Origin of the sequence: Streptomyces sp. CA-251387, assembly GCF_050936625.1 — a bacterium.
Lineage (GTDB): Bacteria > Actinomycetota > Actinomycetes > Streptomycetales > Streptomycetaceae > Streptomyces.
This window is the reverse complement of the sequence record NZ_JBNJMJ010000001.1, coordinates 4,766,504-4,779,907: the sequence shown is the minus strand read 5'-3', so window position 1 is coordinate 4,779,907 and position 13,404 is coordinate 4,766,504. Positions and strand designations below refer to the sequence as shown.

At 68.2% G+C, this 13,404-nt stretch carries 12 protein-coding genes; 6 read left to right on the top strand and 6 right to left on the bottom strand.

What is annotated here, in order from left to right:
• Nucleotides 1–31: 31 nt before the first annotated feature.
• The 6 genes from gyrB to dnaA all read right to left on the bottom strand — a co-directional run bounded on the left by gyrB (nt 32) and on the right by dnaA (nt 9,488).
• On the bottom strand, nt 32–2,092 hold the full coding sequence (gene gyrB, locus ACQEV2_RS21325; RefSeq protein ID WP_433043697.1) for a DNA topoisomerase (ATP-hydrolyzing) subunit B: 2,061 nt from the start codon (nt 2,090–2,092) through the stop codon (nt 32–34).
• Between the two features lie 571 nt (nt 2,093–2,663).
• On the bottom strand, nt 2,664–3,215 hold the full coding sequence (locus ACQEV2_RS21320; protein ID WP_433043694.1) for a DUF721 domain-containing protein: 552 nt from the start codon (nt 3,213–3,215) through the stop codon (nt 2,664–2,666).
• A complete protein-coding gene (gene recF / locus ACQEV2_RS21315; protein ID WP_433043691.1) occupies nt 3,212–4,333 on the bottom strand; it encodes a DNA replication/repair protein RecF in 1,122 nt (373 codons plus the stop codon). The genes ACQEV2_RS21320 and recF overlap by 4 nt, the downstream gene beginning before the upstream one ends.
• A 158-nt stretch (nt 4,334–4,491) precedes the next feature.
• Nucleotides 4,492–5,367 (bottom strand): phosphogluconate dehydrogenase (NAD(+)-dependent, decarboxylating), encoded by an 876-nt coding sequence (gene gnd / locus ACQEV2_RS21310; protein ID WP_433043688.1) that lies wholly within the window; start codon nt 5,365–5,367, stop codon nt 4,492–4,494.
• Nucleotides 5,368–5,576: 209 nt separating this feature from the next.
• A complete protein-coding gene (dnaN, locus tag ACQEV2_RS21305) occupies nt 5,577–6,707 on the bottom strand; it encodes a DNA polymerase III subunit beta (RefSeq protein ID WP_433054653.1) in 1,131 nt (376 codons plus the stop codon).
• 882 nt (nt 6,708–7,589) lie between these two features.
• Nucleotides 7,590–9,488, bottom strand: a complete 1,899-nt coding sequence (dnaA, locus tag ACQEV2_RS21300; protein WP_433043685.1) for a chromosomal replication initiator protein DnaA — start codon at nt 9,486–9,488, stop codon at nt 7,590–7,592.
• Between the two features lie 383 nt (nt 9,489–9,871).
• Between dnaA and rpmH the strand changes: the two genes are divergently transcribed.
• The 6 genes from rpmH to rsmG all read left to right on the top strand — a co-directional run bounded on the left by rpmH (nt 9,872) and on the right by rsmG (nt 13,399).
• A complete protein-coding gene (gene rpmH / locus ACQEV2_RS21295; protein WP_003956500.1) occupies nt 9,872–10,009 on the top strand; it encodes a 50S ribosomal protein L34 in 138 nt (45 codons plus the stop codon).
• Between the two features lie 21 nt (nt 10,010–10,030).
• Nucleotides 10,031–10,402 carry a ribonuclease P protein component gene (gene rnpA / locus ACQEV2_RS21290; protein WP_433043682.1) on the top strand — a complete coding sequence of 124 codons (372 nt, stop codon included), beginning with the start codon at nt 10,031–10,033 and terminating at the stop codon, nt 10,400–10,402.
• Nucleotides 10,399–10,752 (top strand): membrane protein insertion efficiency factor YidD, encoded by a 354-nt coding sequence (yidD, locus tag ACQEV2_RS21285; protein ID WP_433043678.1) that lies wholly within the window; start codon nt 10,399–10,401, stop codon nt 10,750–10,752. The genes rnpA and yidD overlap by 4 nt, the downstream gene beginning before the upstream one ends.
• Before the next feature lie 3 nt (nt 10,753–10,755).
• Nucleotides 10,756–12,030, top strand: coding sequence for a membrane protein insertase YidC (gene yidC, locus ACQEV2_RS21280; RefSeq protein ID WP_433043676.1), 1,275 nt, complete (start codon nt 10,756–10,758; stop codon nt 12,028–12,030).
• 15 nt (nt 12,031–12,045) lie between these two features.
• Nucleotides 12,046–12,558: a protein jag gene (locus ACQEV2_RS21275; protein ID WP_433043674.1), complete on the top strand. Its 513-nt coding sequence runs from the start codon at nt 12,046–12,048 to the stop codon at nt 12,556–12,558.
• Nucleotides 12,559–12,682: 124 nt separating this feature from the next.
• Nucleotides 12,683–13,399 (top strand): 16S rRNA (guanine(527)-N(7))-methyltransferase RsmG, encoded by a 717-nt coding sequence (rsmG, locus tag ACQEV2_RS21270; RefSeq protein ID WP_433043671.1) that lies wholly within the window; start codon nt 12,683–12,685, stop codon nt 13,397–13,399.
• Nucleotides 13,400–13,404 lie beyond the last annotated feature (5 nt).

The following is a 13,404-nucleotide window of genomic DNA, read 5'->3' as shown; positions in this document are numbered from 1 at the left end:
GTCCTTCCTGGTGCGGTCAGCTGAGACCGACTCAGATGTCGAGGAAGCGGACGTCCTTGGCGTTGCGCTGGATGAACTGGCGGCGGGCCTCCACGTCCTCGCCCATCAGGACCGAGAACAGGTCGTCGGCCTGCGCGGCGTCGTCCAGGGTGACCTGGCCGAGGACCCGGTGCTCCTGGTCCATCGTGGTCACGCGCAGCTCCTCGGCGTTCATCTCGCCGAGACCCTTGAAGCGCTGGATCGAGTCCTCACGGACGCGCTTGCCGCGCTGGCGGCCCATCTCGATCAGTGCGTCGCGCTCGCGGTCCGAGTAGGCGTACTCCACGTCGTCACGGCCCCACTTGATCTTGTACAGCGGGGGACGGGACAGGTACACGTGCCCGGCCTCGACCAGCGGCCGCATGAAGCGGAACAGGAAGGTCAGCAGCAGGGTGCTGATGTGCTGGCCGTCGACGTCGGCGTCCGCCATCAGGATGATCTTGTGGTAGCGGAGCTTCTCGATGTCGAAGTCCTCGTGGACTCCGGTGCCGAACGCGGAGATCAGCGCCTGGATCTCCTGGTTCTGCAGGATCTTGTCGATCCGCGCCTTCTCGACGTTGAGGATCTTGCCTCGGATCGGGAGGATCGCCTGGTACTCAGGGTTCCGGCCGGACTTGGCCGAGCCGCCGGCGGAGTCACCCTCGACGATGAAGATCTCGCACTTGGTGGGGTCGTTCGACTGGCAGTCGGAGAGCTTGCCCGGCAGGGACGCCGACTCCAGCAGGCCCTTACGACGCGTCAGGTCACGCGCCTTGCGGGCCGCCACGCGCGCGGTGGCCGCCTGGATGCCCTTGCGGACGATGTCCGCCGCCTCGTTCGGGTTGCGGTCCAGCCAGTCCGCGAGGTGCTCGTAGACGACCTTCTGCACGAAGGTCTTGACCTCGGTGTTGCCCAGCTTGGTCTTCGTCTGGCCCTCGAACTGCGGCTCGCTCAGCTTCACAGAGATGATCGCGGTCAGACCCTCGCGGATGTCGTCACCCGTGAGGTTGTCGTCCTTCTCCCGCAGCAGCTTCTTGTCGCGCGCGTACTTGTTGATCAGCGACGTCAGCGCGGCGCGGAAGCCCTCTTCGTGGGTACCGCCCTCGTGGGTGTGGATGATGTTGGCGAACGAGTAGACGCCCTCGTTGTAGCCGCTGTTCCACTGCATGGCGACCTCGAGGGACAGGTGCTTGTCCTTGTCCTCGGCCTCCAGGTCGATCACGGTGGGGTGAACCACGTCTCCCTTGCGGGAGTTGAGGTACTTCACGAAGTCGACGATGCCGCCCTCGTAGTGGTACGAGACGTGCTTGACCTCGTGCTTCTCGTCCTCGCCCGCCTCGTCGGCACCGGCCGTGGCCTTCGCCGACTCACGCTCGTCGGTGAGGTTGATCCGCAGACCCTTGTTGAGGAACGCCATCTCCTGGAAGCGCCGCGAGAGCGTCTCGAAGGAGTAGTCGGTGGTCTCGAAGATGTCCGGGTCGGCCCAGAAGGAGACCGAGGTGCCGTGCTCCTCGGTGGCCTCGTGCTTGGCCAGCGGGGCGGTCGGGACGCCGAGCTTGTAGTCCTGCGTCCAGCGGTAGCCGTCGGTCTTGACCTCGACGGCGACCTTCGTCGACAGGGCGTTCACCACGGAGACGCCGACGCCGTGCAGACCGCCGGAGACCGCGTAGCCGCCGCCGCCGAACTTGCCGCCCGCGTGCAGCACGGTCAGCACGACCTCGACGGCCGGCTTGCCCTCGGACGGCACGATGCCCACCGGGATGCCACGGCCGTTGTCGACGACCCGGACGCCGCCGTCGGCGAGGATCGTCACGTCGATCGTGTCCGCGTGCCCGGCCAGCGCCTCGTCGACGGAGTTGTCGACGACCTCCTGCACGAGGTGGTGCAGTCCGCGCTCGCCGGTCGAACCGATGTACATACCGGGTCGCTTGCGAACCGCGTCCAGACCCTCGAGGACGGTGATGGCGCTGGCGTCGTACGAGGCGGTGACCTCGCCGTTCGACGAGGTCACCGCGCCGTTGGCGCCGGCGTCGGTGGACGGGATGTTCTCGTTGGGGTTGCCGGAATCGGCCACGAAGCGCCCTTTCTGGCACAGCACGAGCCAGGCTCGTCGGCGGGTTGCCGGAGCGGCTGCGGCATGTTGCGTTGGTAAGCCTTGATCAGCGTTGCTCAGCTTTTCCCGGACGGTCCCCACGAATGGGGCGGGATTGGCCTCCAGTCTACCGGTAGCGCCGACAGTGATGGGGGTTTGCCGGTACCTGAGTCCTCATGTGCCGCCCTGAACCTGGCTCGACCGACTCCCGATATGCGGATGGGGGCTCCAAGAGGCTCACAGAGCCACTCAGCGCTTCCGGCCGTCAACCCTTGGCTACTTCGGAGTCAGGTCCCGATTCGCAACCGCGTGCGGTTGTACGAGGAGGAGGCCGCCGCCGGTACGTCGGGACCACCGGAGGCTGTTGATGTGATCTCTGTCACCTGCGACTGAAGAGCCTGGTGGGACTGCTGTGACACCTCATCCGGAAGGCACGGCTCCGCGGCTCGGAGCGCGGGTGGCGGGATCGACGGCCGGTCCCAGCAGCCGCGGGTGCCGGAGGTCTACGGCGGGCCCGCGCAGCCATAAGTGCCGCAGGCTTACGGCGGCCCGATCAGCCGTAGGTGTCGCCGGGCCCCGTGCTGCCGGGGGCGCGCAGAGGCCCGTAGCGGCGTGCGGGACCGCCCGGGCCGTTCACCTTGATCTGCCGCACGGCGCCATGGCCGAGGTCCTCGTTGAGGCGGGCGACCAGCGTCGGGGCGAGCAACCGCAGGTTCGTCGCCCAAGCCGTCGAGTCGCAACGCACCACCAGGACCCGCTCGTCCTCGTCGTACTTCTCCGGCACACAGTGCTTGGCGACGTCCTCGCCGACGATCTGCGGCCAACGCCCCATCACACCGCCCACCGCAGCCGGCGTCTCCCAACCCCGCTCGGTGATCAAGCGGTTAATGGCAGCGCCGAGCGCCATGGGGTCGCGGCCGTCGGCCCGCGCGCCGGAGCGCAGGCCCCCGCGCCGGGCCTGCTTCTTCTGCTGTGCCGCGTCCCCACGCGCGCGTGCCTGCTCCTTGGCCGCCCGCAGCGCCACGCGCGCGAGGTCGACACCGGAGGGCTCGGGAGTCTTCTTGGGGGCGTTCTCGGAGGGGCTCACGGACGGGTTCTCGCTCATACGCGCTCCACCGTCCCCTCGGACACGGTGTACCGCGCCCCCGCCAGCACCTGCGGTACGTCGTCGTCCACCGCGGCCGTCACCAGGACCTGCTCGCCGGGCGCGACCAACTCGGCCAGGCGCTCACGGCGCCGGCTGTCCAGCTCGGCGAAGACGTCGTCGAGCACCAGCACCGGTTCGTTGCCCTCCGCCCTGAGCAGGTCGTACGACGCCAGACGCAGCGCCAGCGCGTAGGACCAGGACTCGCCGTGCGAGGCGTACCCCTTGGCGGGCAACTGACCGAGTTTGAGCAGCAGATCGTCCCGATGAGGGCCTACGAGGGTGACCCCGCGCTCGATCTCCTGCTTACGGGCGTCGGCCAGCGCCCCCATCAACTGCTCGAAGAGATCCTCACGCGTGTGCGCCTCGCCGGGAGCCGACGGCTTGTAGTCCAGGGCCACAGGGCCGCCGCCTGGGGCCAGTTGCTCGTACGCCTTGTCGGCCAGCGGCTGGATCGCCGCGATCAGGTCGAGGCGCTGCGCGAGCAACTCGGCGCCCGCGCGCGCGAGATGCTGGTCCCAGACGTCGAGGGTGGACAGGTCCATGGAACGGCCGCCGTGCCGACGGGCCAGCGCGGCCGACTTCAGGAGGGTATTGCGCTGCCTGAGGACCCGCTCGTAGTCGGAGCGAACGCCTGCCATGCGCGGGGAGCGGGCAGTGATCAGCTCATCGAGGAAGCGGCGCCGCTCGCCGGGGTCGCCCTTGACCAGGGCGAGGTCCTCCGGCGCGAACAGGACGGTCCGCACGATGCCGAGCACATCACGGGGCCTGACCTGCGAGGACCTGTTGATACGGGCCCGGTTCGCCTTGCCGGGGTTCAGCTCCAGCTCGACCAGCTGCTGCCGGTCGCCCTGCCGCACCTGCGCCCGGATGATCGCCCGCTCGGCGCCCATGCGGACCAGGGGGGCGTCGGAGGCGACGCGATGGCTGCCGAGGGTCGCGAGATAGCCGACGGCCTCGACGAGGTTCGTCTTGCCCTGACCGTTCGGCCCGACGAAGGCGGTGACGCCCGGGTCGAGCGGCACTTCGACCCGGGCGTACGAGCGGAAGTCGGCCAGCGACAGATGCGTGACGTGCATGGTCGTTTCGCCGACCTCCCCCAACGTGTGGTTCAGGTGCCCCGGTTGCCCGGGCCACCAGGGCCTTCAACTTTCCCCAGCTGTGGGCAACCGGGCCACCCCGAGGGTGCCAGGTCGGCATCCCCAGGGTGTGGATTACTTCTTCTCGTTTCCGACGGTCACTTCTTCTCGACCGCGTGGCCGCCGAACTGGTTCCGCAGCGCCGCGATCATCTTCATCTGCGGAGAGTCCTCCTGGCGGGAGGCGAACCGCGCGAACAGCGACGCGGTGATCGCCGGCAGCGGCACCGCGTGGTCGATGGCGGCTTCCACAGTCCAGCGTCCCTCACCCGAGTCCTGTGCAAAACCCTTCAGCCTGTCCAGGTGCTCGTCCTCGTCGAGGGCGTTCACCGCCAGGTCCAGCAGCCAGGAACGGATGACCGTGCCCTCCTGCCAGGACCGGAAGACCTCCCGGACGTCGGTCACGGAGTCGACCTTCTCCAGCAGCTCCCAGCCCTCGGCATAGGCCTGCATCATCGCGTACTCGATGCCGTTGTGGACCATCTTCGCGAAGTGCCCCGCACCGACCTTGCCGGCGTGCACCGAGCCGAAGTCGCCCTTCGGCTTGAGGGCGTCGAAGACCGGCTGCACCTTGGCCACGTTCTCCGCGTCGCCGCCGTACATCAGCGCATAGCCGTTCTCCAGGCCCCAGACGCCGCCCGAGACACCGCAGTCGACGAAGCCGATGCCCTTGGCCGCCAGCTCCTCGGCGTGCCTCTCGTCGTCCGTCCAGCGCGAGTTGCCGCCGTCCACGACGACGTCACCGGGCTCCAGCAGCTCGGCCAGCTCGTCGATGGTCGACTGGGTCGGCGCACCCGCCGGGACCATCACCCAGACCACGCGCGGCCCCGAGAGCTTGCCCACAAGCTCTTCCAGGCTGTGGACATCCGCGAGGTCAGGGTTGCGGTCGTATCCGACGACGGTGTGGCCCGCGCGGCGGATCCGCTCGCGCATGTTGCCGCCCATCTTGCCGAGGCCGACGAGACCGAGCTCCATCAGTTGTGTTCCTTAGGTCGCTGTGTGGCGTGCGGGGCGCCCTCGCACCCCTGGGGCACCTTCGTACCCCTGTCCGAGCCTAAACCCGGACGTCCGCGCACAGCTGTGGGCATACGCGCTCATACGTACGCCCTCACCTGCGGGTTCCCCCACAGGCCGGTGGTGACTTCTCCACGGCCTGTGGACAACTCCCGGCGAACTGCGGCCGCTCAGCCGCTCAGCCGCACCGGCATGATCAGGTACTTGTAGGCCTCGTCCGCCTCCGCGTCCACTGCCGGCTTGCCGCTCAGGAGCGCCGGCTTCGTGGACGTCGTGAAGGACAGCTGAGCCACCGGGGAGTCGATGGCACTCAGGCCGTCCAGCAGGAACGTCGGGTTGAAGGCGATCGAGATGTCGTCGCCCTCCAGCTGCGCGTCCACCCTTTCCACAGCCTGTGCATCGTCGCTGGAACCGGCCTCCAGGATCAGCACGCCCTGCTCGAAGCTCAGCCGCACCGGGGTGTTGCGCTCGGCGACCAGCGCCACGCGCTTGACGGCCTCCACGAAGGGGGCGGTCTCGATCACGGCGACGGAGTTGAACTCCGTCGGGAACAGCGTGCGGTACTTCGGGAGGTCGCCCTCCAGCAGACGGGTCGTCGTACGGCGGCCCGCGCCCTCGAAGCCGATCAGGCCCTCGCCCGCGCCCGAACCCGAGAGCGCCAGGGTGACGCTGTCACCGCTGGTCAGCGCCTTGGCGGTGTCCAGGAGCGTCTTGGCGGGGACCAGGGCGACCGCGGACGCCTCCGGGTTCTCCGGCTTCCACAGGAACTCGCGGACCGCGAAGCGGTAGCGGTCGGTGGAGGCCAGGGTGACCCGGTCGCCCTCGATCTCGATGCGCACACCGGTGAGCACCGGCAGCGTGTCGTCACGGCCCGCGGCGATGGCGACCTGGGCGGCGGCCGCGGCGAAGACCTCGCCGGGAACCGTGCCGGTCGCGTTCGGCATCTGCGGGAGCGCCGGGTACTCCTCCACAGGCAGGGTGTGGAGTGTGAACCGGGAAGAGCCGCAAACCACGGTCGCCCGTACACCGTCTGTGGAAATCTCCACCGGTCGGTTGGGGAGCGCGCGGGAGATGTCCGCGAGGAGACGGCCGGAGACGAGGACCGTGCCCTCTTCCTCGACCTCCGCCTCGACGCTCACGCGCGCGGAGACCTCGTAGTCGAAGCTGGACAGGCTCAGCTGACCGTCGTCCGCCTTGAGCAGGAGGCCGGCGAGGACAGGCGCCGGCGGACGGGCCGGGAGGCTGCGTGCCGCCCAGGCCACTGCCTCCGCGAGTACGTCGCGTTCCACCCGGATCTTCACTGTTGCCGCCTCCTGCTGTTGCCGGCGCTTCTCGGCCTGCCTGGCTTCGTCGTCTGTCTCGGTGTCGTCGGCCCCAGTGAGGGGAAGGACACCGGGAACAGTCTGACGCACCCCACTGACAGTAGGTGCCTCTCGGGGTCAAGTCGTGACGAGGGGCAGCCGGGAGCCGGACAGCGAGTTGTGCACAGGGCCCTCTTCGAAACGGATTTCCCGCTCTCTCTAGTCGGGAGTAGTAGTAGGGCCTGTGGATACCGTGGATAACCGCGTTTGCCCAGGTCAGAGCGGAGATTTTGTCCACGGGCCCTGTGGGCGGAAGCGGTGGACAACTCGGCGTCGCTGTGGAGAACGGAAAGTTCTGCACACCCCATGCACAGCCTGAGGCGACTTCTCCCCAGTGCCGTCCCCAGCTTTACCCACCTTTCCCACAGGCCAACCAGGCAACTTCATGTGACGCCTTTCACTCAAGGCGGTGAGGAGGCGCGTCGCGTTGCCGAACAGTGGACAGCGCTGTGGAGAACATGGCGATCATTGGGGACAACCGACCCCAGCCTGTGGGTTGCCCGTGGACAACTTGATGCACAGCCTGTGGATCTCCGCTCTGTCCACAGTCTGTGGAGATCGTTCGTCCACGAATCCACACCCAGGTGACCTGGTGTGATCGTCTTTCAACAGGGGCCTCTGTGGACACAGTCTGGACAACTTCCCAGTCCCCAGGGTGTGGACGGCAGAAAGTCACCGAATCTGTGGAGAGTGGCCGTAACGCGGCAGCTATTCGAACAGCCGAGGACCGCGACATGACGAAGGGCGCCCCCGGAATCTCCTCCGGGGGCGCCCTTGGCGTCGTACGACGGGCTCGTCCGGCCGTCTTGCCGACCGGCTCCGTCAGCCGTTCTTGATGCGGTTCGTCAGCTCGGTGACCTGGTTGTAGATGGAGCGTCGCTCGGCCATCAGATTGCGGATCTTGCGGTCGGCATGCATCACCGTGGTGTGGTCGCGGCCGCCGAACAGCGCGCCGATCTTCGGCAGCGACAGGTCCGTGAGCTCGCGGCACAGGTACATGGCGATCTGGCGGGCCGTGACGAGCTGGCGGCCGCGCGAGCTGCCGCACAGGTCCTCGACGGTGAGTCCGAAGTAGTCGGCGGTCGCGCTCATGATGGCCGTCGAGGTGATCTCCGGCGTCGCGTCGTCGCCGCCGGGGATCAGGTCCTTCAGGACGATCTCCGTCAGGCCCAGGTCCACCGGCTGCCGGTTGAGCGACGCGAACGCCGTCACCCGGATCAGGGCGCCCTCCAGCTCACGGATGTTGCGCGAGATGCGGGAGGCGATGAACTCCAGTACCTCCGGCGGGGCGTTGAGCTGCTCCTGCACCGCCTTCTTGCGCAGGATCGCGATACGCGTCTCCAGCTCGGGCGGCTGGACGTCGGTGATCAGACCCCACTCGAAACGGTTCCGCAGCCGGTCCTCCAGGGTCACCAGCTGCTTCGGCGGCCGGTCGGAGGACAGCACGATCTGCTTGTTGGCGTTGTGGAGCGTGTTGAAGGTGTGGAAGAACTCCTCCTGCGTCGACTCCTTGTCCGCCAGGAACTGGATGTCGTCGACGAGCAGGATGTCCATCTCGCGGTAGCGCTTGCGGAAGCTGTCGCCCTTGCCGTCGCGGATGGAGTTGATGAACTCGTTGGTGAACTCCTCGGAACTCACGTACCGCACGCGCGTGCCCGGGTAGAGGCTGCGCGCGTAGTGCCCGATCGCATGCAGCAGGTGCGTCTTGCCGAGCCCGGACTCCCCGTAGATGAAGAGGGGGTTGTACGCCTTCGCCGGTGCCTCGGCGACGGCGACCGCGGCCGCGTGCGCGAAGCGGTTGGAGGCGCCGATGACGAACGTGTCGAAGAGGTACTTCGGGTTCAGGCGCGCGGTCGGCTCACCGGGACCGGGCGCCGGCGCGGGTTGTGCGGCCAGCGGGCCGGGGGCGCCAGTGGTGGGCAGGTTCGCGCCGACGGGGCCGCCGCGGTGCACATGGCCGGAGCCGGAAGGCGGCTCCGGCAGCTCGCGGCGGCCGTCACGGTCGTAGTCGGCGCGCGGCTGGTCGTAGTCGGGCCGCTGCTGTTCGTAGTCGGGACGGTGTCCGTCGTAGTCGGGGCGGTGCCCGTCGTAGGACGGCCGCTCCATCGGCTGCGGGCGGTAGTCCTGGGACGGCGGGCCGTAGGAGTCCTGTGCGTAGGAGTCCTGTGACGGCGATGCGTACGGGTCCCGCTCCGGGAAGCCGAGCCGCTGCTGCTGCCAGCCGTAGTCGTCCTGCGTCGGGCGCGGCCAGCTGCCGGGGCCGGGCTCGGGGCGCTGGTACTCGCTCGGGTAGGCCGGGCGTGCGGTGGGCAGCGGGTCGGCGGAGGGGCCGGGCAGGTGGTCGTCGGCGCGGTGGCGGCCGTAGCCCTCGTAGGAGGGGAGTTCGGGCTCCTCGTAGCGCGGCTGAGGCGGTGTGGGGGGTGCCGGAGGGGCAGGGGGTTCGCCGGCGGAGTCGTCGACGGTGATCGCGATGCGGATCGGGCGGCCGCACTCGCGGCTCAAGGTCTCGCTGACGATCGGGGCCAGGCGGCCTTCCAGTACGCCCTTCGCGAACTCGTTCGGTACGGCGAGCAGGGCGGTGTCGGCGACCAGCGCGAGCGGCTGGCAGCGCCGGATCCAGTGCTCGTCCTTCGCCTCGACACCCTGCCCGCGGCCCTCACCGAGGAGTTGCTCCAGTACTCGTGGCCACACTGCGGCAAGATCGGCAGGTACGTCAGCCACAGGGCACGCTCTCTCACGGGTCCCACGAACGTGTGATGGTGGGACGGGTCGGGGTTCGGATCGGGTGGAGCCAGAACAAGGGGACAAAGGAACGAATCGGAGTTCAGCCACGGTAGTCAGCGCGGCGGGTGCGGTTCAAGTTGTTGTCCCCAGGCTGTGGATAGTGTCTCCCAGTGACCCCTGGTTTGACCGGATGGCGTAGCCGCGCGTACCGTAACCAGGTCGAGTTGTCGATGGCTGCTGCCGCCTGCCTCCGATGGGCACAGATCACGTCAGGTGATCGGGAAGCGGTGCACTCGGGCGTAACTGCGAGCTACTCGTGGGCGCACGGTGACAGCCAGGACGGCACCCCGCCACTACCGATTTATTTCTGGAGCCCCCGAGTGAGCAAGCGCACCTTCCAGCCGAACAACCGTCGTCGCGCGAAGACCCACGGCTTCCGGCTGCGTATGCGCACCCGTGCCGGCCGCGCGATTCTCGCGTCCCGCCGTAGCAAGGGTCGCGCCCGTCTGTCCGCCTGATCCCGGTCAGGTCATGACGTCGTGCTGCCCACCGAGAACCGGCTGAGGCGGCGCGAGGACTTCGCGACCGCGGTTCGACGAGGACGCAGGGCAGGACGCCAGCACCTCGTCGTCCACCTTCGTAGCGGTGCCACGGACCCGCACGCGCCTGGGGAGAGCGCTCCCCCGACGCGTGCGGGTTTCGTCGTGAGCAAAGCCGTGGGCGGCGCGGTCGTCCGCAACAAGGTGAAGCGCAGGCTTCGCCATCTGATGCGCGACCGAGTCGCCCGGCTGCCCCCCGGTAGCCTGGTAGTCGTACGAGCGCTGCCCGGTGCGGGCGACGCCGACCATGCACAGCTGGCCCGAGACCTGGATGCCGCTCTGCAGCGGCTGCTGGGAGGGGGCGCGCGATGAAGTACCCGCTGCTGGCTCTGATCAAGCTGTACCAGTGGACGATCAGTCCGCTGTTGGGGCCGGTGTGCAAGTACTACCCGTCGTGCTCCCACTACGGCTATACGGCCATCGACCGGCACGGTGCGCTCAAGGGCACGGCGCTCACTGCCTGGCGCATCCTGCGGTGCAACCCGTGGTCGCTGGGCGGTGTGGACCATGTCCCGCCGCGTAAGCGCCCGCGGTGGCACGAGATGCTGCGCAACGCGTGGCGCGCACGCAAGGGCGGGCCCTCCGCCGCCGAAACGGCCACCGAGGAGAATGTTCCTTCGAGCCCGGCCGCAGAGACCTCGTCCCATGCGCAAGGAGCATGATTAGTGGACACGATTGCCAGCCTCTTCAGCTTCATCACGACACCCGTTTCCTGGGTCATCGTCCAGTTCCACACGGTGTACGGCGCCCTCTTCGGCGATGACACCGGGTGGGCCTGGGGCCTGTCCATCGTGTCCCTGGTGATTCTGATCCGTATCTGCCTGATCCCGCTCTTCGTGAAGCAGATCAAGGCAACCCGGGCCATGCAGACGCTCCAGCCCGAGATGAAGAAGATCCAGGAGCGCTACAAGAACGACAAGCAGCGTCAGTCCGAAGAGATGATGAAGCTGTACAAGGAGACGGGCACCAATCCGCTCTCCTCGTGCCTTCCCATCCTGGCGCAGTCGCCGTTCTTCTTCGCCCTGTACCACGTGCTCAACAGCATCGCGAACAACGACACCGTCGGTGTGATCAACACGCGGCTGCTGGAGAGCGCGCAGCAGGCGCACATCTTCGGTGCTCCGCTGGCCGCGAAGTTCACCGACAGCTCGTCGGACGTCGCGGCGCTCGACGCCTCGCTCGTCAGCGTCCGCGTCGTCACCGCGATCATGATCATCCTGATGTCGGCGTCGCAGTTCTACACGCAGCGTCAGCTGATGACGAAGAACGTCGACACCACCGTGAAGACGCCGTTCATGCAGCAGCAGAAGATGCTGATGTACATCTTCCCGGTCATGTTCGCCGTCTTCGGTATCAACTTCCCGGTCGGTGTCCTGGTCTACTGGCTGACCACCAACGTGTGGACCATGGGCCAGCAGATGTACGTCATCCACAACAACCCGACCCCGGGTTCCAAGGCGCAGGCCGCGTACCTGGAGCGCCTCACCAAGCACGTCACGCACCACGGCAAGGCCCGCAAGCGCAGTGAGCGCGTCATCATCAAGGCGATCGTCGCCAAGGGCCGTGACCGCAACGAGTACGAGCGCAAGTTCATCAATGGCCTGAGCAAGGCGGGCCTCGCGGCCCAGGCGGACGGCACCGTGGTGAAGAGCGAGGGCGCTGTCGCCACAGTGACTGAGGACGGTGCGCCGACCACCGGCGCCGGTGCTCCGAAGCGGCAGCAGCCCAAGCGGCAGACGAAGGCCCAGCGCCAGTCCGGTGCGAAGGCGGCCGGCGACTCCGAGCCGAAGACGTCGCTGACCAAGGCCGACGAGCCCGAGGACGCCAAGCCCGCCGCCAAGAAGGCCGCCCAGAAGCCCGGCAGCGGTGCCCGCAGCAAGGCCCAGTCCGGGCAGCGCAAGGGCGGTCCGCAGCGCCCCAAGTCCCCGTCCAAGAAGTAAGAAGGAGCCCATCCCGTGACGGAAGGCACCACCTCCGCCGCTGCCGAGGGTGCAGACACCCTGACCCGCCTGGAGCAGGAGGGTGAGATCGCGGCGGACTACCTCGAGGGTCTGCTCGATATCGCCGATCTCGACGGCGACATCGACATGGACGTCGAGGCCGACCGCGCCGCTGTCTCGATCATCAGCGACACGGGCAGCCGAGACCTGCAGAAGCTGGTCGGGCGCGACGGCGAGGTGCTGGAGGCACTGCAGGAGCTCACGCGCCTGGCCGTGCACCGGGAGACCGGGGACCGCAGCCGCCTGATGCTGGACATCGCGGGCTACCGCGCCACGAAGCGCGCCGAGCTGTCCGAGCTGGGCGCCAAGGCCGCCGCCGAGGTGAAGAGCTCCGGCGAGCCCGTGAAGCTGAAGCCGATGACGCCGTTCGAGCGCAAGGTCGTGCACGACGCGGTCAAGGCCGCGGGCCTGCGCAGCGAGTCCGAGGGCGAGGAGCCGCAGCGGTTCGTCGTTGTGCTTCCCGCCTGATCGGCCCGTACGTTCCCCCGGCCCCGTCTGCCCGCAGGCGGGGCCGAACTTTGTCAGCCTGATAGTTCTGGTGGTTCTGGTGTCGGCGCCCGGTGCGCCGGCGCGGTACGGAAGGACGGTCCCCGTGACGGAGGCAGCGGAGCTCCCCCCTGCGCCTGAGCAGGCACGTGAGGTGTTCGGCGATCGCTTCGCTGATGCGGTCCGCTATGCAGAACTGCTCGCCGAGGCGGGTGTGCAGCGTGGCCTGATCGGCCCGCGTGAGGTGCCCCGCCTGTGGGCGCGGCATCTGCTGAACTGTGCGGTGCTCTCCGAGGTTGTTCCCGAGGGCGTGACGGTGTGCGACGTCGGCTCGGGTGCCGGGCTGCCCGGAATTCCCTTGGCGCTGGTCCGGGAGGACCTGAAGATCACGCTGTTGGAGCCTCTGCTGCGGCGTACGACCTTCCTGACCGAGGTTGTGGAGCTGCTGGGGCTGGATCATGTGACGGTCGTCCGTGGTCGTGCCGAAGAGGTCATGGGCAAGCTGCAGCCGGTGCATGTCGTGACCGCGCGTGCGGTGGCACCGCTGGACCGGTTGGCCACCTGGGGCATCCCGCTGCTGCGCCCCTACGGCGAGATGCTCGCGCTCAAGGGCGATACCGCTGAGGAGGAGCTGAAGAGCGCGGCGACGGCTTTGAGCAAGCTGGGCGCGGTCGAGACGTCGATCCTCCATGTCGGGGAGGGCATCGTGGATCCGATGTCCACCGTCGTCCGCGTTGAGGTCGGGGAAAGTCCGGGCGGTGTGCGCTTCGCGGCGAAGCGGGCCAAGGCAGCCCGGACGGGACGAGCACGCCGTCGCCGCTGATCCGT

Coding starts and splice junctions, on each gene's coding strand:
- ACQEV2_RS21320 (WP_433043694.1), bottom strand. CDS start 3,215: ATGAGCGAGAACCCGTCCGTGAGCCCCTCCGAGAACGCCCCCAAGAAG.
- recF (WP_433043691.1), bottom strand. CDS start 4,333: ATGCACGTCACGCATCTGTCGCTGGCCGACTTCCGCTCGTACGCCCGG.
- gnd (WP_433043688.1), bottom strand. CDS start 5,367: ATGGAGCTCGGTCTCGTCGGCCTCGGCAAGATGGGCGGCAACATGCGC.
- yidD (WP_433043678.1), top strand. CDS start 10,399: ATGAAGTACCCGCTGCTGGCTCTGATCAAGCTGTACCAGTGGACGATC.